This window comes from Paenibacillus sp. plas6, from assembly GCF_057221655.1.
The window spans coordinates 743,391-759,945 of record NZ_CM170151.1 but is presented as its reverse complement, the minus strand read 5'-3'; the positions used below and the strand labels follow the sequence as shown (position 1 = coordinate 759,945).

General features: G+C 37.9%; 15 protein-coding genes. 9 read left to right on the top strand and 6 right to left on the bottom strand.

The annotated features are described in order from the left end of the window. Positions 1 to 42: 42 nt before the first annotated feature. On the bottom strand, positions 43 to 378 hold the full coding sequence (locus AC2TDL_RS03520; RefSeq protein WP_484698815.1) for a c-type cytochrome: 336 nt from the start codon (positions 376 to 378) through the stop codon (positions 43 to 45). Positions 379 to 485: 107 nt separating this feature from the next. Here AC2TDL_RS03520 and mutY point away from each other — a divergent pair, with 107 nt between their 5' ends. The 5 genes from mutY (at position 486) to AC2TDL_RS03495 (ending at position 5,521) form a co-directional block, all read left to right on the top strand. Beyond that, the gene (mutY, locus tag AC2TDL_RS03515) at positions 486 to 1,694 is read left to right on the top strand and encodes an A/G-specific adenine glycosylase (RefSeq protein WP_484698813.1); all 1,209 of its coding nucleotides are present in this window, start codon (positions 486 to 488) and stop codon (positions 1,692 to 1,694) included. 1 nt (position 1,695) lies between these two features. Further along, the gene (locus AC2TDL_RS03510; RefSeq protein ID WP_484698812.1) at positions 1,696 to 2,331 is read left to right on the top strand and encodes a bifunctional 4-hydroxy-2-oxoglutarate aldolase/2-dehydro-3-deoxy-phosphogluconate aldolase; all 636 of its coding nucleotides are present in this window, start codon (positions 1,696 to 1,698) and stop codon (positions 2,329 to 2,331) included. A gap of 66 nt (positions 2,332 to 2,397) precedes the next feature. Beyond that, complete coding sequence (locus AC2TDL_RS03505; protein WP_484698811.1) at positions 2,398 to 3,765, top strand: transglutaminase domain-containing protein; 1,368 nt, start codon at positions 2,398 to 2,400, stop codon at positions 3,763 to 3,765. A 72-nt stretch (positions 3,766 to 3,837) separates the two neighbouring features. After that, positions 3,838 to 4,143, top strand: coding sequence for an ArsR/SmtB family transcription factor (locus AC2TDL_RS03500; RefSeq protein WP_484698810.1), 306 nt, complete (start codon positions 3,838 to 3,840; stop codon positions 4,141 to 4,143). A 115-nt stretch (positions 4,144 to 4,258) separates the two neighbouring features. Beyond that, positions 4,259 to 5,521, top strand: coding sequence for a hypothetical protein (locus AC2TDL_RS03495; protein ID WP_484698808.1), 1,263 nt, complete (start codon positions 4,259 to 4,261; stop codon positions 5,519 to 5,521). Positions 5,522 to 5,592: 71 nt separating this feature from the next. On the opposite strand, the gene AC2TDL_RS03490 is transcribed toward AC2TDL_RS03495, so the two are convergent. Next, the gene (locus tag AC2TDL_RS03490) at positions 5,593 to 6,735 is read right to left on the bottom strand and encodes a conserved virulence factor C family protein (protein WP_484698807.1); all 1,143 of its coding nucleotides are present in this window, start codon (positions 6,733 to 6,735) and stop codon (positions 5,593 to 5,595) included. Positions 6,736 to 6,990: 255 nt separating this feature from the next. Here AC2TDL_RS03490 and AC2TDL_RS03485 point away from each other — a divergent pair, with 255 nt between their 5' ends. Beyond that, a complete protein-coding gene (locus AC2TDL_RS03485; protein ID WP_484698806.1) occupies positions 6,991 to 8,619 on the top strand; it encodes an ABC-F family ATP-binding cassette domain-containing protein in 1,629 nt (542 codons plus the stop codon). 172 nt (positions 8,620 to 8,791) lie between these two features. On the opposite strand, the gene AC2TDL_RS03480 is transcribed toward AC2TDL_RS03485, so the two are convergent. Then, positions 8,792 to 9,979: an MFS transporter gene (locus AC2TDL_RS03480; RefSeq protein ID WP_484698805.1), complete on the bottom strand. Its 1,188-nt coding sequence runs from the start codon at positions 9,977 to 9,979 to the stop codon at positions 8,792 to 8,794. A 274-nt stretch (positions 9,980 to 10,253) separates the two neighbouring features. Here AC2TDL_RS03480 and AC2TDL_RS03475 point away from each other — a divergent pair, with 274 nt between their 5' ends. Next, entirely contained in the window at positions 10,254 to 11,150 is an 897-nt protein-coding gene (locus tag AC2TDL_RS03475) for a cation diffusion facilitator family transporter (RefSeq protein WP_484701029.1), read from the top strand. 383 nt (positions 11,151 to 11,533) lie between these two features. After that, on the top strand, positions 11,534 to 12,397 hold the full coding sequence (locus tag AC2TDL_RS03470) for a C40 family peptidase (protein ID WP_484698804.1): 864 nt from the start codon (positions 11,534 to 11,536) through the stop codon (positions 12,395 to 12,397). A 228-nt stretch (positions 12,398 to 12,625) separates the two neighbouring features. Here AC2TDL_RS03470 and AC2TDL_RS03465 read toward each other — a convergent pair whose 3' ends face one another. Both AC2TDL_RS03465 and AC2TDL_RS03460 read right to left on the bottom strand, forming a co-directional pair. After that, positions 12,626 to 13,240, bottom strand: coding sequence for a YqaA family protein (locus tag AC2TDL_RS03465; protein WP_484698802.1), 615 nt, complete (start codon positions 13,238 to 13,240; stop codon positions 12,626 to 12,628). 173 nt (positions 13,241 to 13,413) lie between these two features. Next, a complete protein-coding gene (locus AC2TDL_RS03460) occupies positions 13,414 to 14,526 on the bottom strand; it encodes an MGDG synthase family glycosyltransferase (protein ID WP_484698800.1) in 1,113 nt (370 codons plus the stop codon). A 129-nt stretch (positions 14,527 to 14,655) separates the two neighbouring features. On the opposite strand from AC2TDL_RS03460, the gene kapB reads away from it, so the two are divergent. Continuing rightward, entirely contained in the window at positions 14,656 to 15,039 is a 384-nt protein-coding gene (gene kapB, locus AC2TDL_RS03455; protein WP_484698799.1) for a kinase-associated lipoprotein KapB, read from the top strand. Positions 15,040 to 15,070: 31 nt separating this feature from the next. Here kapB and AC2TDL_RS03450 read toward each other — a convergent pair whose 3' ends face one another. Next, on the bottom strand, positions 15,071 to 16,426 hold the full coding sequence (locus tag AC2TDL_RS03450; protein ID WP_484698798.1) for a stalk domain-containing protein: 1,356 nt from the start codon (positions 16,424 to 16,426) through the stop codon (positions 15,071 to 15,073). Between the last annotated feature and the right edge of the window lie 129 nt (positions 16,427 to 16,555).

Below are 16,555 nucleotides of genomic sequence, written 5' to 3'. Positions count from 1 at the left end.
GGAAAGAAAATAAAATCCAATCCCTTTACACCTCCTTCAAGCCTATTCCTGTTTCGCTAACCAGGCAGCCAGTCCTTTTATTTCATCTTCCGTAAGCCGCTCTTTAAAAGATGGCATTGTTTTCCCGCCGGTCATAATTTTAGTTGCAATTTCCTCTTCACTTAGACGTGTATATACTTGCTGTAAATTTGTCGCATCTCCCATTTTTCCCGATAAATCGAGAGCATGACAGCTTATACAATTTGCTTTATATACATTTGCGACTTTGGTAGATGCTTGATCTATCGTAACGTTGTTATTATTTTTGCTTTGGCCGCAACTAGCAAGCAGTGCGACAATTGCAAAAATCATTAGTAAGAGAATCGTGAACCGTTTCAATGTAGCCTCCTCCTTATTAGAAGACATGCTATAATAGTAAAGCAATTATCAACTATTATAGATGAAACAAGCGCAATATCAAGCTAGATTAAAGGCGGTTTATAAATATGACACAATTAAGCATGGAGCAAAAAAAACAGTGGTACGGAGAAAATTTGCTCGAATGGTATCATCATATTAAGCGAGATTTACCTTGGAGAGAAAATCATGATCCATACCGCGTCTGGGTTTCAGAAATCATGCTTCAACAAACTAGAGTTGATACGGTTATTCCGTATTTTAAGCAATTTATAAGTAAGTTTCCTACCGTTAAGCATTTAGCAGAAGCTCCAGAGGAGGAAGTGCTAAAATGCTGGGAAGGATTAGGCTATTATTCGCGCGCACGAAATTTGCAGGCTGGCGCAAAAATGGTCATGGAGCTTCATCAAGGGGTAATTCCTTCAACAAAGGAGGAAGTTGCGACATTAAAGGGAGTAGGGCCATATACTTGCGGTGCAATTATGAGTATCGCCTTTAATGAACCGGTTCCTGCAGTGGACGGCAATGTAATGAGAGTAATATCAAGATTTTTCGCTTTAGAAGACGATATTGCTAAAGCATCTACTCGTGTGAAGCTAGAGCATCTGGTCGAGAGCATGATTCCTCAAGGAGAAGCTCGCTATTTTAATCAAGCTTTAATGGAGTTAGGAGCATTAACTTGTACGCCGAAAAATCCGAACTGCTTGCTTTGTCCAGTTATGGAGCATTGCGAGGCGCGCCTGCAAGGAAGAGAGCAGGAGCTACCAATTAAGTCTAAAGCAAAGAAAGCTCGAGTAGAATATAGAGTTGCAGTGATCATTGAAGGGAATGGCGAGCATAAAGGTAAAATATTAGTTCGTCAGCGTCCCGCACAAGGTTTGCTTGCTGGAATGTGGGAACTGCCGCATGTGCTAGTATCTGAGGAGCATGAAGCGTTGTTTCAAAATGATTTAAAGGAGCAGCCGCAGCTGGGGAGACTAATTGCCGAAGATGTTCATATAAGGCATAATCTGCTTATTAAACCGCACAAATGGTTTATCGACCAAGATCATATTTTTAGTCATATTCGCTGGAATATGCGGTTTTTTATTGCGGAAAATGATCCTGAACTTAACATAAATGATGCAACGCTTGTTGCAGAGGAAAAGCAAGCTTACAAGCTTGAATCAGATGAAGTCATCGAGCAGGAGGAAGTGCGATTTATTTCCGAGCAGGATATGAACAGTCTGCCGTTTCCTAATCTATTTTTGAAAATATTACAGAGCTACTGGCAAGCCAAAGCGAAGGGAGAGCTATAAAATGAGCAATACATTGTTAGAAGAATTGAAAAACCATAAAATTATCGCCATCTTGCGAGGGGTCGAGCCTCATTATTCGCTGCCGCTAGGACAGGCGATTATTGATGGTGGAATTAAATTTATGGAAATTACAATGAATACGGCTGGTGCCGAAGATATGATCACGGAATGGAGAACTAAGTTTGCCGATCAAGCGTATGTTGGGGCAGGCACCGTTATTGATCTTGAGCATGCTAAACGTGCAATCGCTGCAGGAGCACAGTTTTTAATTTCTCCTAATTTGGACATTGAGGCAATCCAGTACGCACAGCAGCATAATATACCGATGTGGCCAGGAGTTATGACACCAACGGAAATTATTGCTGCAAAGAAGGCAGGGGTTGATGCTGTTAAGCTCTTCCCAATGGCTTCACTCGGTATAAATTATTTACGTGAAATTCGCGGACCTATCGATAAATTTCCGATTATCGCAACAGGCGGCGTTAACATAAATAATATTCGCGATTATTTTGCCGCAGGAGCTAATGCGGTTGGCATGGGAACAAAACTAGTAGATTTACAATTAGCTCGTGAAGGGAAGTTTCAGCAAATTAAAGATACTATTAAGCAATATATTGAAGCAATTTCTGATTTGTAACGTATAAAACTAGAAGATAATAGTAGATACTAGAAATAGAAAGCTATCGAAATGAGGAGGGCAGCTATGAGAAGAATATTTAGTCTTATCATTCTAGGAGTGCTTGTCTACTTTTCCTATCAATGGCTGCAGCAAATCAACGGAGAGTCCAAAACTGCTATTATCGAAACAATTTCAAGTTCAGTGGAAAGTATCGTACAAAAAGCTGGAACGATGCTGAAAGAGGAATTAGATAGCATTGAACAACGACTTGCCGAGGAAGCTGCAGCAGAGGGTGAACTTACTGCGGCAATTCGGGCAGGGACAGAGGCGAATTATGGAAATGCTAGTGCAGGAAATCAATTTAATTTAGAGGATATTCAAATAGAGGCAGATTCAGCGTCTAGCAGTAAATATGATGTGCCTTCTAAACTCACGACAGATGATGAGCAAGGGATAATCAATTTTTTGGCCAATGAATTAGAGCAACGTAAGTCTAGTACGACTTTTCGGATTGAGGGTTCATATCGCAAAGTATCTGATCAACTTGTTAATTGGCTTAAACAAGCTTTTGAGCTAAATGAGTATGCGCGATTTGCGATGGCATCCTATAGTTACACAGTTAGCAACAATTTGCTTTCTAATGAAGTAAAGCTAAATTTTGATTTCCGTGAAGATAAAGCAATGAGTGATTATGTGAAAAAGTTTGCTAAAGCACTTATTGCCGAGATGAATTTATCTCAGTATAGCAAGGATGAGCAAGTGAAGCTTATTCATGATTGGGTTGTGACGCATGTTCAATATGATGAAAGCTTGAACCGCTATACGGCTTACGAGGCATTAACCGAAGGTATGGCTGTTTGTCAAGGTTATGCAATGCTTGGTTATATGCTGTACAGTGAAGCTGGCTTTGACGTGCGAATTGTTGAAGGAACAGCTAAAGGACAGGAACATGCCTGGAATATGATTTTGCTAAATGACAAATGGTATCAGCTTGATCTCACATGGGATGATCCTATTGGTCAGGCGGCTGATGAAGTCAGTTATCGTTATTACTTAGTCAGTGATAAAGAGCTGGCGAAGGATCATGTGTGGCAGGGCAACTATCCTGTAGCACAAGTAAGCTATAAGCAGACATTACTTGAAGCTGCGAGTCAGCTAAAGCCATCATCAAAACAATATGAGCAATTGCAGGCGTTTCGTAAGGAGCTAGGTTTTCATTGGTACGATGATGAGTATCAGATTACTTCCTATGAAAAACTGCAATCGCTGTTGAAAGAAGCAGTAGCAAATAGAGAGAAGCAGATTCAATTTGTTTATCACAATGGAAGTACAGTAGAGAAAGATATAGAAAAAGCTTTGCGATCATTAAAGACAGCTCTTTCCTATAAAATGAGCTATTATGAATTTAATGAGCAAGGGGATCTGGCTATAAATTTAACGATTTCCTACTAGTTGCTTGACAATTACATGAAACTGCACAACAATTTAGAATTGAATGCACGTTGTTACGAAGGTGGGAAGACAATGGAGGCCAAGGATCATAGCTTTTTAAGCCAAGAAACAGTAGAAAATGTTGCACAAATATTTAAAGCTTTGTCTGATCCAACCAGAATAAAAATATTATACTTGCTCTCACAGGAGGAATGCTCAGTTAATCATATTGCTGAGCTATTAGAGATGTCGCAGTCTGCTGTTTCTCATCAGCTAAGCTTTTTACGAATGCTGCGATTAGTTAAGAGTCGACGCGTTGGTACAGCAATGATTTACTCCTGTGACGACAGCCATGTTATCTCTCTATTATCGCAAGCAATTAATCATAGTGAACACTAGATAGATTAGATGAGTTTATTAATTTAAACACTCAACTGATTAATTGTGAACTATACCAGAGGCTCATCTGACATCATATTGGATGAGTATTCTTTTGTAAAGGGGAGTATATTAGATGGATAAGAGAATAGAAGAACTCGTTTATTTTACAAAAGAAAAATTTGGCTTGCACCAATATAATTTACATGCATGGGATATTTATCGCAGTTCGACACTTTTCAAAGATACAGTTTATACCCTAAGCATGGAATGGTTCCCAAATCATATTGTAAATTGGGAAGATGAAATCCTTAATCCTGAGGGGACTGTCTGTATCGAGATTGATATCCATTCAAGAAAAACAAAACGAGTCATCTTTACTAACGGTATATCAGCCGTAGACAGTATATCGTTTGATAAGAATAATAGGGATGAAATTATCAAGTGGATTGAGAATGAAACAGGTTTGAATTACGGAAGACAGTTTGTGTTCTGGAAGGAGAAAGAAAGAGAGCTTCATTTTAGAGAATGTATAAATGGCGTTGCAGTTTCTCCATCAGGCAGTATTGAACTAAAACTGGATGACGAGGGCAGACTTATATTATTTTCTGTTTTTGGACAGTTTCCCCCAGAGAAATTAGTAATACAAGAGCAATTTTCACTTTCTATTGATCAAATTAAACCGTTAGTTATGGAGCAATTAAAGTTAATTGAGTTTCCGAATATTGAGCAACAGAAACTTGTGCCAGCATATGCTTTTGAAGAGATTTATATTAAGAATAATGGTCATTCTACATTGCCTTTCGCTCCAATCGAAGATAAATTAGCTATACAGATGGACAAAGTAATAGAATGGGACGTTCCTAGCGAAAAAGCTTTCCAAAGCAAACAAATATCATTCACTACTAAGGTCACTCCGGAACAAGCATTTCAGCGTGAACCAGATCCAAATTTGCGACCAATTACTGATGAAGAAATTAACGAGTGTGTAAATAACGTTATAACATTTCTTAGTCAACAATACTCCAATGATTCAGGGAAATGGGTATTAAAGTCACTATATCGTGATAATGGATACATTCATGCAACCTTAACTTTTAAAGAACAGAAAGAGCGAGTATTTATAAGAAAATTGAAGCTAATCATAGATTCAGAGACTTATCAAGTATTGAATTATATGGATAATAAGTCTTTGTTAGGAATGTACATGAATTTAAAGGCAACAGAGAAAATAGAGGTTTCAAAGGAAGAAGCATATAAGAAATTAAGGGACTTTATTGAACTAACACCATGCTATGTTTATGATGTTGCGCAAGGTAACTATGTATTATGCGGAAAGTTAGACTGTCAATATGCTGTAAAAGTGAATGGAGAAGTTGTTGCATTAAATGAATTGTAAAAGAAAAAAGATTTCTACACGTTAGTTATTCCTAACCTAAAATGTAGAAATCTTTTCTTTTTATCTATTATTTATTGTTTGTCTTTTTGACGAGCGGCGGTCATTTGCTGCCAAACTGTTCCTGCTGCTTCTTCACCGCGCTCAATTCGCTCAATTGCAATTTTAGCTTGCAGTTGAATTTCAAACTCAGGGTCTGTTGCTGCAATTTTCAAGGCATCTAATGCGGTTTCGTCACCAACCTCATAGAGGAAGCGGGCTGCTCTCCAACGAACAAGCTTGTTTTTATCAGATAAAGCTTTGATCATATGCGGAATAGCTTCTGGGTTTCCTAGGTCAGATAACGTATCGCCTGCAGTACGACGCACAGACGGAGAAGAATCCTCAAGCGCTTGATAGAGCAAAGGCATTGCTTTTTCATTGCCCATATCACCAAGGAAGATTACGGCAAGTCTGCGAACTGATGCATTGCTATCTTGCAAAGCTTGTGTAAGCACCGTAACCGCATCATCATCTAAGACGTAGCGTTCAAGGGCAGCATAGCGAGTTTTCCAATCATCAGATTTAAATTGCTCTAAGACCGCTTGACCATTTAATGGTTCAGGACGAACAATCTCTGGCGGATTTGTAACATCCGTTCCCAGAGCAAGAGACGCTGCAATTAACTCCTCTAGTCGTTCATTCGTATAACTGGCATCAAGCTCTTGTACGATTTCATTGGCAATATCTTCTGGAGCTCCGTAGCGTACACCGAATTCTTCCAGCTTTCGTTCGCGAATCATCGTAGAACCAGCTGCTTTAGTTACTGCATCAACAAATTTTTGCGGTAATGCTGCGCGTGTTTCGCCATCTATTGTACGTACGCGCACTTGAATTGGAATGCCGCGATACATTTGCACAAGCACCTGAGCTTCGCCATAGCTTGTGTTAGACTGGCCTACTCCAGCTACAAGCTCTTGCTCTGCTTGGAGAATGGTGCGAGCCTCTGCTAAAATGCTTGCCCAATCTGCGCCAGGCTTACGATCAAGCGCTATAAAATCAGCAGTATGGAATAATCCTTTCACACCATTAATAGAAAGCAAGCTGCGATAAGGTTCAGCAGTATTTTCTGCTTCTTTCGCAGTAAAGGTTAAGCGACGTCCGCGCGGCAAAGTTTCATCTAAGTTCAATTTCATCGAATTGGGACTTGGCGTTGGTTCGATGGAAAGTAGTTTCATATTTATTAAACCTCCTATTTGGAACAGTGCATGTATGGAAATAAATAAACACTATTTAGTTGCAGCTGTATATTGTACATTTATATTAAGCTTATCAGTTATTTTTAAAATATCAAAATGATGACGTATGTTAAAGCTAAATTTCGCCGATTCTGTAACAAGAATGTCATTTTTTCAGCAGAAACGGAAGTTTTATATTGAAGACTATGCTATAATAGTCAGGAATGAGAATGTAGAGAAGGACGGGATAACGTAATGATTAGTACAAGTGGCATCACGTTGCGCTTTGGCAAACGTGCGCTCTTTGAAGATGTTAATATTAAATTCACTCCTGGTAACTGTTACGGTTTAATTGGCGCTAACGGTGCAGGTAAATCAACCTTCCTTAAAATATTATCTGGTGAAGTTGAACCTTCTCAAGGTGAAGTTCATATTACACCAGGTGAACGTTTAGCAGTATTGAAACAAAACCATTATGAATATGACGAGTTTACTGTAATAGAAACTGTAATCATGGGTCACAAAAGACTTTATGATGTTATGAAGGAAAAAGAGGCTTTATATGCAAAAGCTGATTTTACTGATGAAGATGGTATGCGTGCTGGTGAGCTTGAAGCTGAATTTGCCGAAATGAACGGTTGGGAAGCTGAAGCTGAAGCAGCTGAATTGCTTAATGGTCTAGGCATTACTACAGATTTGCATGATAAAAAAATGGCTGAACTTGAAGGTAATGAAAAGGTTCGCGTATTGCTGGCCCAAGCATTATTTGGTTCACCACAAATTCTATTACTGGATGAGCCTACCAACCATCTTGATATTGAATCGATCCGTTGGCTAGAAGATTTTCTTGCTAAATATGAAGGTACGGTTATTGTTGTCAGCCATGACCGTCACTTCTTAAATACAGTATGTACCCATATTGCCGATATTGATTACGGTAAAATTCAACTATATGTTGGTAACTATGATTTCTGGTATGAGTCCAGTCAGCTTGCTTTGCAGCTAATGCGTGCTGAAAACAAACGCAAAGAGGATAAAATTAAAGAGCTTCAAGCGTTTATTCAACGCTTTAGTGCGAATAAATCAAAATCAAGACAAGCAACTTCTCGTAAAAAGTTGCTTGATAAAATTACTCTTGAGGATATTCGTCCATCCAATCGTAAATATCCGTTTATTCAATTTAAAGGGGAGCGTGAAGCTGGTAAACAGCTATTGCTTACTGAAGGCTTAACGATTTCAGTTGATGGCGAAGTTCTTATTAACAACCTGACACTAACCATCAATAAAGGTGATAAAGTTGCATTCGTAGGTCCAAACGGACTGCCGAAGACTGCATTTTTTGAAACAATTGCTGGTGAACGCGAGCAGGATGCAGGTACGTATTCATGGGGAGTTACAACAATTCGTTCTTATTTCCCGAAAGACAACTCCAAATACTTTGATGGCGTAGAGCTTAATCTTGTAGAATGGCTGCGTCAATATTCAAAAGATCCAGATGAAACATTTTTACGCGGCTTCCTTGGTCGAATGCTATTCTCAGGTGACGAGGCTTTAAAAAAAGCTAGCGTATTGTCCGGGGGAGAAAAAGTGCGTTGCATGCTGTCAAAAATGATGCTAGAGGGCGCTAACGTCCTTATTATGGATGAGCCTACTAACCACTTGGATCTAGAATCAATTACAGCACTAAACAATGGCTTAATTGAAACAGATTGCACTGTTTTATTCACTTCTCATGACCATCAGTTTGTGCAAACTGTAGCAAATCGTATCATTGAGTTTACACCAAACGGTGTAATTGATCGCTTAATGACTTATGATGAGTATCTTGAAAGTGATGAAATTAAAGCATTGCGTGAAAAAATGTATGGCGGTGCTTTAGCGTAAGTGACAGCTTAGTCTGGTGCAGCCATAGCTTGATTAACGTCAATTAAACCAGTTAAATATAAAAGCTTCTAATCGAACTGAAAGACTTTTTAAAAGGTCTATCTAGCCGATTAGAAGCTTTTTTAAGTTTATTTCTTTATAAATAGCAGGTAACTTTTCAGGAAATAGCAGATTAACGTTCTTGTTGTACAGCGATTAATTTCTCACGCTGCTGCATCCGCCAAACGATAATAATAAATAAAATAATGCTAATAAGCACAATAATCGCATTATATAAAAACACATTGCGTATTCCCCAGTTGTCAATGGCTGCCCCGCCAGCAATACTGCCGATAATACGAGCGACCCCGAGGTTTAATAAGCCATTGAAGGTTTGACCGCTTGCCTTCAATTCCTTTGGAATTTCGCGATTAATGTAAGTTGCCATTGTAACTGTAAGTACAATAAACATTGCTCCGTGCAGGAGCTGAACAGGCAAAGCCCACACAGGAGAGCTTATCCAATAGAAGAAAAGCCAACGAAGCAAAGTTGCAACCGCTGCACCAATTAACACAATATGGGTAGATACTCGTTTGAAAATTTTATCTGCAAATAGCAGAAATGGCACTTCTGCTAATGAGGAAATGACCATTGACCACCCAAGCAGACTGCTGCTTCCGCCCATATTTTGAAAATAAATCGGGAAAAATGAGTAATAATAGCCTAATGTAATTTGCAATATAAAGTTAAACCCTAAATAAAGCATAAGCTTTTTATTTTTAAACATAATAGACATTGGCACAGGCTTGCCTTTTACCTGATGACCAGCAACTGAGGGAAACGAGAAGACAAGCAGCGAGCAAATCAACATCATTCCTGCATAAATAGGAAACATCGATTGTAAATGCAGCTCTGCAATCATTCCAAATACTAATGACATAATTGCAAAGCCGAATGTTCCGCCCATACGAATATGACTAAAGCTGCCGTAACGCAATCGATCAATCGTTTCAAGTGTTATCGTATCGCTAATTGGAAACGTGGAGCTTTGAAATAACGTAAAGATGCAGGTAATTAGCAGAACATAAATAAATGAAACTGAGAATGGATAAAGAAGCATTGCAAGACCGCTGCCAGCAATCAGCAGCATTAAAACAAAATTTTTAGATTTTGCTCGGTCACTTAAAACTCCCCACATCGGCTGCGCCAGCATGGCGACAAACGGTCCTAAGCTTAAAATCGCCCCAATTTGCAGTGAGGTAAAGCCACTTTCATTAAAATATACCGGTAAAAATGTACTGTAGATCGCATGAGCGGCATAAATGAATACATAATAAAGAAAAAAACGTCTTAAGGTGATGTTTTGTCTTATCGCGTTCATTGTTTAGATTGCTCCCAGCACTTTAGTTTGTTTATATATCAAACTAAGTATAGCGGATGAAGAGGGCAATTGGTATAGCTTATAGCAAGGAAAGAAATAAAATAAATTTTTAAAATTGCCCTTGGTCAATTTTTTTAGCCTACTCATAAGTTGTTGATAAGGGCATAAAGTTTCGTACAAGGTTAACACTGTTTCTATAGACCCACATTGGTTTTATCGGTTATGATATTCAAGTGAATTTTGACTGGGAAGAATCGGCTAGGAGGTTTTTGAACTGACACAGTATGAGGAAATAAAAAAAGGGGAGAAAGGAGCATGGATAAGCATTGCTGCTTATTTGCTGCTGTCCTCTATTAAGCTCTGGGTAGGGTATAATTTTCTATCGGGAGCGTTAGTCGCTGACGGATATAACAATTTAACCGATATTATCGCTTCTGTGGCGGTGTTAATCGGTCTAAAAATATCACAGAAACCGCCTGATGTTGACCATCCTTATGGACATTTTCGCGCAGAGACGATAGCCGCACTAATTGCTTCCTTTATTATGGCTACTGTTGGGCTTCAAGTCATTATGGAAACTGGGCGTAATTTAATTGGTGGTGAAATAGAAACTCCTAGCTTGCTTACTGCATGGGTAGCTCTTGGAGCAGCCGCTGTTATGCTGATCGTATATCGCTATAACATTAGCTTAGCAAAAAAAATAAATAATGCTGCACTTAAAGCTGCAGCCAAGGACAATTTGTCCGATGCATTAGTCAGTATCGGAGCAGCCGTAGGTATTATTGGTGCTCAGTTCGGATTGCCTTGGCTTGACCCGATTGCTGCATTAGTTGTTGGTCTCATTATATGTAAAACAGCTTGGGAGATATTCTATAGTTCGACTCATGCACTAACAGATGGTATTGATGAAAAAGTACTTAAAAAGCTGCACGCTACTGTAGCAAATACAAAGGGTGTACGTGAAATTACCGATTTAAAAGCACGTGTCCACGGAAATAATGTGCTTGTTGAAGTAACTGTAATGGTCGATCCTGAGCTTTCATTAATTGAAGGGCATACGATTTGCGATGAAATTGAGCGCAGATTATATAAAAAACATAATATATTGAATGTAAACGTTCATGTAGAGCCGTATGTTGAAAAAAAAGATTTTATAGAATATGACATTTAATAATAAATATTTCTTGGAATTTAGCCGCTATGATTCAGAATCCCTAAGTGGTAATTACAGGTAATAAATTTAAAGTCCTATAAAAATAGTTCTTTTGAACTATGTTGTTATTTTTTAAATAATGAAGCTTGATGAGAGTGTTTTCATTTTTCTCATTTTAAGCAACTTAAAAATATTGGGTTTGATCATAAAAAAAGGATGCCTGATTTTAAAAGGGCATCCTTTATTAGATTTCTCTAACTTTTGAAAAGCTTGAATTTGTGGGCATTTCCGCTAAAAATTTTTAGGCAAGCAGTCAGATGCCTGGATGCTCCTTCTAACTTTATAATGTGAACATCGCTAAAACAAAGCGAAATCGCAACAAGTGGAAGGAGAACAAAAACATGAATCATTCAATTAAATACAAGGTAGCTCAAGCTGCACTTGCATTTAGCTTGGTAGTGGGGGGGTTGTCCTACGCTGCTGCACCAACAACACACGCTGCTGAATCAAGCGTCATAAGTCAGCAAAGACAGATTACTTGGGGGGTTAATCTGCGAACTGGCCCAAGTACATCTTATTCAAAAGTAAAAATGCTTAGTAAAGGTGAAATTGTTACCGTAACTGGACAAGCTTCTAACGGCTGGTATAAAGTTCAAGACAGTAAAGGTAAAACTGGTTATATATCTAACGGAAGTAAATATTCAAAATTAATAAGTAGCAAATCTTCAACAAGTAACAGCTCAACTAGCAGTACTAATAATTCATCTTCAACTAGCAAACCAACTAATAGCAACACATCCTCTAACAGCAGTACAGTATCTAATTCAGATGTTGAAAAGGTTATTGCTGCAGGGATGAAATATTTAGGCACACCATATGAATATGGTTCTAATCGTAATACAACAACAACATTTGACTGCTCTGATTTTGTAAGACAAGCATTCAAAGATGCACTCGGTATTACACTTCCTGCTGATTCAAGAAAACAAGGGGCATATGTTAAAGAATTAGGTAATGCAAAATATAGTATTAGTCAACTAAAACGCGGTGACCTAATGTTCTTTATGTCATATAAAGGTTCCAGCAAATCCAGCTACAGCAATGTGAATAAATCTTCAGCAAAAATTACTCATGTAGGTATATACTTAGGAGACGGTAAAATCCTTCATACTTACTCAAAAGATAGCGGTGGAGTAAGAACAGATACAATTACAGGCAAGCATTGGGAATATCGCTTCTTATATGGCGGCAGTGCGCTTAAATAAAATGCAGCAGAGCTGAAAGCTCATACGATTAATAAGACAAAATAAAAGACTGTTACAAGTTAATAGGGCGGCAGAAAGGAGATTTGCTTTCTGCCGCTCTTTTTGAGCAATAAAAGCAAAAAATGCTGCCCGCAGTGTGCAGACAGCATCTATAAACATGTATCATTTTAATTTTAATAAGTCCATAAATAATCATATCTTCTAGTTAACCGTTTATCTATAGCAGCGTTACATCTCGGCTTGTTGCTCGTTTTCAACTTGTAATGCAATTGCTTTTTTCTCTTTACGTTTACGCAGCCATTTGCGTACCAATAGAAAGATAACGATAACGGGAACAACCGTAATAAAAATATAAAGTGAGACATTTTCAACCATATTGGCAGCAGCTTTATCAAACATATAAAACAGAGCACCAACAACATAAAATTTTGTTGCGCGACCAATCGCAGCATATGCCATCAATTGCCATAATGGATATTTTAATACACCAGATAGTATTGTAAAAACTTTAAAAGGAATTGGGGTAAATGCACCGATTAAAATTGCAATGGAGCCCTTTTCCTTAAAGTAGTTTTTTGCTTTTTCTGTTATATCTGGTTTAACAAAACGATTAAGAATGCCCGTGCCAAACACGTTACCAATAAGATAGCCGATCGGTGTACCAAGAAGACAAGCAATAAAGCCAAACGTAGCTAACCATAACGCATTATTAGGATTGAGCATGCTTAACGAAACTTGAGTGAAAAACGCTGGAATAGGAAAGATTACTGCATCAAGAAATGCATGAATCGCCAATCCCAACGGTCCAAAATTGCCCATAAATTCAACAAACTGTTCCATCATAGCGTGCTCCTTTAATATTTAATACCGAAATTGTTAAAAGATAATATTAATAGCTAATAAATTAGCTCATATCAAATCAACATAATATGCCTTTTATAGAATACGCATAAAAAAAAGATTAGTTTCATTAATAAGTAGAAAAATAGATAGAAAAATATGTAGAAAAAGCAGAGCTACAAATATTGCAGCACTGCTTTTACACAATTGTAGGGATCGTAGTTACTATCTCGTTTTTGTAGAAGTGAGCTGCGCAGGTTAGTAAGTTCTTGCTTGTTGTGAATTAATTTAAACCAGCGATCGACCGTATCATGATCTGCAAGCATTTCACCAAAACCTAAATTAATAAAATACTCACAGTTTTCTTCCTCTTGGCCTGGAATCGGCTCATAAAAAAGCATTGGTAACGCCTTGCTTAATCCTTCCGTACAAGTCATTCCTCCAGGCTTTGTTACAAGTAAATCGCTAATATCCATAAGCTCGTTGATATGTTGGGTAAAACCGAATATGTGTATATTAGGATGCTTGAAGAGCGGATCGGTTTCAAGCTTTTCTTTCATTTCTGAATTGGTGCCGACGCAATAAATTAGCTGGGTTGTGTCACGCCACTTTGTCATATAGCTTAAAGCACTGTCTTCGTGTAGTAAGCCCCAGCCGCCCCCCATAATTAAAACAGTAGGCATATTTTTTAAATTAAATTTAGCGCGAATCGCTTCTTTATCGCCTGTTGTCCAAAATTTTGGACGTATTGGAATACCGGTTACTGCAATCTTATTACTTGATACTCCTTTTTCCATTAAACGTTCCTTAACAATATTGGATGAGACTAAGTAACGATTAATTTCTTCGTTCACCCAAGAACCATGAGCATCGTAATCCGTTATTACAGTCAATAATGGGGTAGCCAAGCCCTCCTCTTTTAGCCTAGCTATTATCATATTTGGTACTGGATGCGTACAAACAATAACTTGTGGATTCAATCTTTCAATAACTTTTGTCGTTTGTGTATAAAATAACCGATGAAGTGCACTTTTCGTAATTCGATGAGTCGGCTTACGATAATTACTACGATACATCATACCAACCACTTTTGGCTGCTTGCTTACTGTTTTACGATAAGCATTAATGATAATTGGAGCCATCACAGGATTAAGGAAGCTGCCTAATTCCATTACTTTTGTAGATACATCAGGATTAATCGTTTTTAATCCTTCACTAAGAGCATGCGCTGCTTGAGTATGTCCAGAGCCGAAGCCTTCAGATAGCAGCAATACTCTTTTCTTGCTCATAGCATTCACCTTCTTCTTATCTTCCATATTACTGTGATATGTCTAGTTGCACAAGTCCAGTTATTTCTTGATTTTATATGCCCTATCGATTACATTATTTTTTAATTAAGCTTAGAAGGAGGCAGGAAGATGAACGTAAATGAATTTTCTATTGGCGATCATGTTAAAGTACAAGTAAGAACAGGCATATACATTGGTGAAGTATTTGAAATAGTTGATAAACGTCTTGTTGTTAAAATATTAGCCGTCGTTAAGCATCCTGAGCAAGGGGATCTACATCATCCTTATGATCCTGATGTTCCAATGTTTCATGAACGCAGGGCGTTAGCATATACTGAAAAAACCACTGTGCTGCTTAAAGATGTACAGCCATATCATGGCGTAATTCCTGATTATAAGCAATCACTTGCTCAAGCTGCCGAACAGGAGCTTTATCGACTAGATAAGCTACACCGTTGGGCAGCTAAGAGCAAAGCTGCATTAGAAGACGTCATCAAAACATATCAATTATAAAGGTATTATACAAAAAACTCATATTATAGCGCTATTTATTAACAAAAACCGTTTTTGTTTGCGCTTGGTAAACAACAAAGAAATCTAATCCTTCTGAGATTGCGGCAACAGGTACATAAGTTTTGCTTTCATTGTTCACTTTTGCAAGGAAAGCAGGTTCGGCATTAAGCTTATGTACAACGCCGTTAACTTTATAATTCTCAGAACCAATAGTTAATTCAACAACGCGATTATCCACTGTGATAGTCGCGGTTTGTGTTTTATTATCCCATTTTAGTTTAGCACCCATCGCATCAGTAATATCGCGCAATACAAGATAAGTTCTGCCATTGATTAGCTTGGTAGGATATGGGCTAATTACTTCTTTGCCATTCACAACAACCGATAATGGAATTTCTGGCTTGCGAGGTTGAACAGATTTATATTCGCCCCAAATGAGCTGACTGTATGCTTGTGAAAGCTTTTTATAACCGACTGAATTAGGATGCGGATCTTTAAGCACAATTCCTGTTAAGCCGATCGCATTGCTTTCGATTACAGCAGATGCATCAATCGCTGAAATATTCATTCCTTGTTTGTTCATGTTAGCTAACACTTCATTAAACTGCTTATTTAGGTTCACCTTTTCTCCGTTAAGCAGTTCTGCCAGCTGATTATCCACTCCTTGATATGATTCCACACCATTAAATGAGATTTTTGGCAAAGGCAAATATTGATTTTGTGTAACGACTACTGCATCCTTGTTTAAGTTATGAATGATTGCCAAAATTGAATTTAGCTGCTCAATATACTTATCAGTAGTTGAGCGAAGCGTTGCCTCAAGCTCCTCGCGTTCTACTTGCGTATAATCGCTCCATTTTTTAGTTAAATCAAGCTGGGATAATATTTTGAGAAAATCATTACCGCCAATTGCGAGCATAATTAAGTTCGCTTCAGATAAATCAGTCTTTAATTGTGCAGTATTGTTAATTAGTGTTACCGCACGTTGACTGTTCAATCCAGCTTGCACTTTATCCGCTGTAATCGACTGATTGTTTTGAACAGCGTTTAACCAATTCAACAATCCAGAAGAAGTTAAACCATTAATTCCATAATTGACATAGCTGGCACGATAACCTTGGAATAAAGCTTGTTCATAAATTTGTTCTCCGACTCCAAAAGGTTTAGATTCCTCCGTAATGCCTCTTTCGTAGCCATACGCCAAAGAATCTCCGATTACTGCGATACGAAATAAATTTTTTTCTGTTTGCATTTTTTCGATACTGTCATTTGATTGGGCAGCAGCCTTTAAAAACGGCGAAAATGCAGAAAAAATAAGTACTACAGCAGAAAAAAACGCAATTAGCAAAGTTGTTTTCTGCTTTCCATAATCCAAATTAGTATACATTTAGTGCAAATCCTCTCTTTCTTATTTCCTTGTAAATCAAGGTTTTTATTAAATTTCCTCTGTATTTATTGTTCAAAAAGTGCTAAAATCAAATTATTCAAAAATAAATTCGGCTTTATCTTGCACAAA

Coding starts and splice junctions, on each gene's coding strand:
- AC2TDL_RS03480 (WP_484698805.1), bottom strand. CDS start 9,979: ATGAACGCGATAAGACAAAACATCACCTTAAGACGTTTTTTTCTTTAT.
- mutY (WP_484698813.1), top strand. CDS start 486: ATGACACAATTAAGCATGGAGCAAAAAAAACAGTGGTACGGAGAAAAT.
- AC2TDL_RS03485 (WP_484698806.1), top strand. CDS start 6,991: ATGATTAGTACAAGTGGCATCACGTTGCGCTTTGGCAAACGTGCGCTC.
- AC2TDL_RS03470 (WP_484698804.1), top strand. CDS start 11,534: ATGAATCATTCAATTAAATACAAGGTAGCTCAAGCTGCACTTGCATTT.
- AC2TDL_RS03460 (WP_484698800.1), bottom strand. CDS start 14,526: ATGAGCAAGAAAAGAGTATTGCTGCTATCTGAAGGCTTCGGCTCTGGA.
- AC2TDL_RS03490 (WP_484698807.1), bottom strand. CDS start 6,735: ATGAAACTACTTTCCATCGAACCAACGCCAAGTCCCAATTCGATGAAA.
- AC2TDL_RS03450 (WP_484698798.1), bottom strand. CDS start 16,426: ATGTATACTAATTTGGATTATGGAAAGCAGAAAACAACTTTGCTAATT.
- AC2TDL_RS03505 (WP_484698811.1), top strand. CDS start 2,398: ATGAGAAGAATATTTAGTCTTATCATTCTAGGAGTGCTTGTCTACTTT.
- kapB (WP_484698799.1), top strand. CDS start 14,656: ATGAACGTAAATGAATTTTCTATTGGCGATCATGTTAAAGTACAAGTA.
- AC2TDL_RS03510 (WP_484698812.1), top strand. CDS start 1,696: ATGAGCAATACATTGTTAGAAGAATTGAAAAACCATAAAATTATCGCC.
- AC2TDL_RS03495 (WP_484698808.1), top strand. CDS start 4,259: ATGGATAAGAGAATAGAAGAACTCGTTTATTTTACAAAAGAAAAATTT.
- AC2TDL_RS03500 (WP_484698810.1), top strand. CDS start 3,838: ATGGAGGCCAAGGATCATAGCTTTTTAAGCCAAGAAACAGTAGAAAAT.
- AC2TDL_RS03465 (WP_484698802.1), bottom strand. CDS start 13,240: ATGATGGAACAGTTTGTTGAATTTATGGGCAATTTTGGACCGTTGGGA.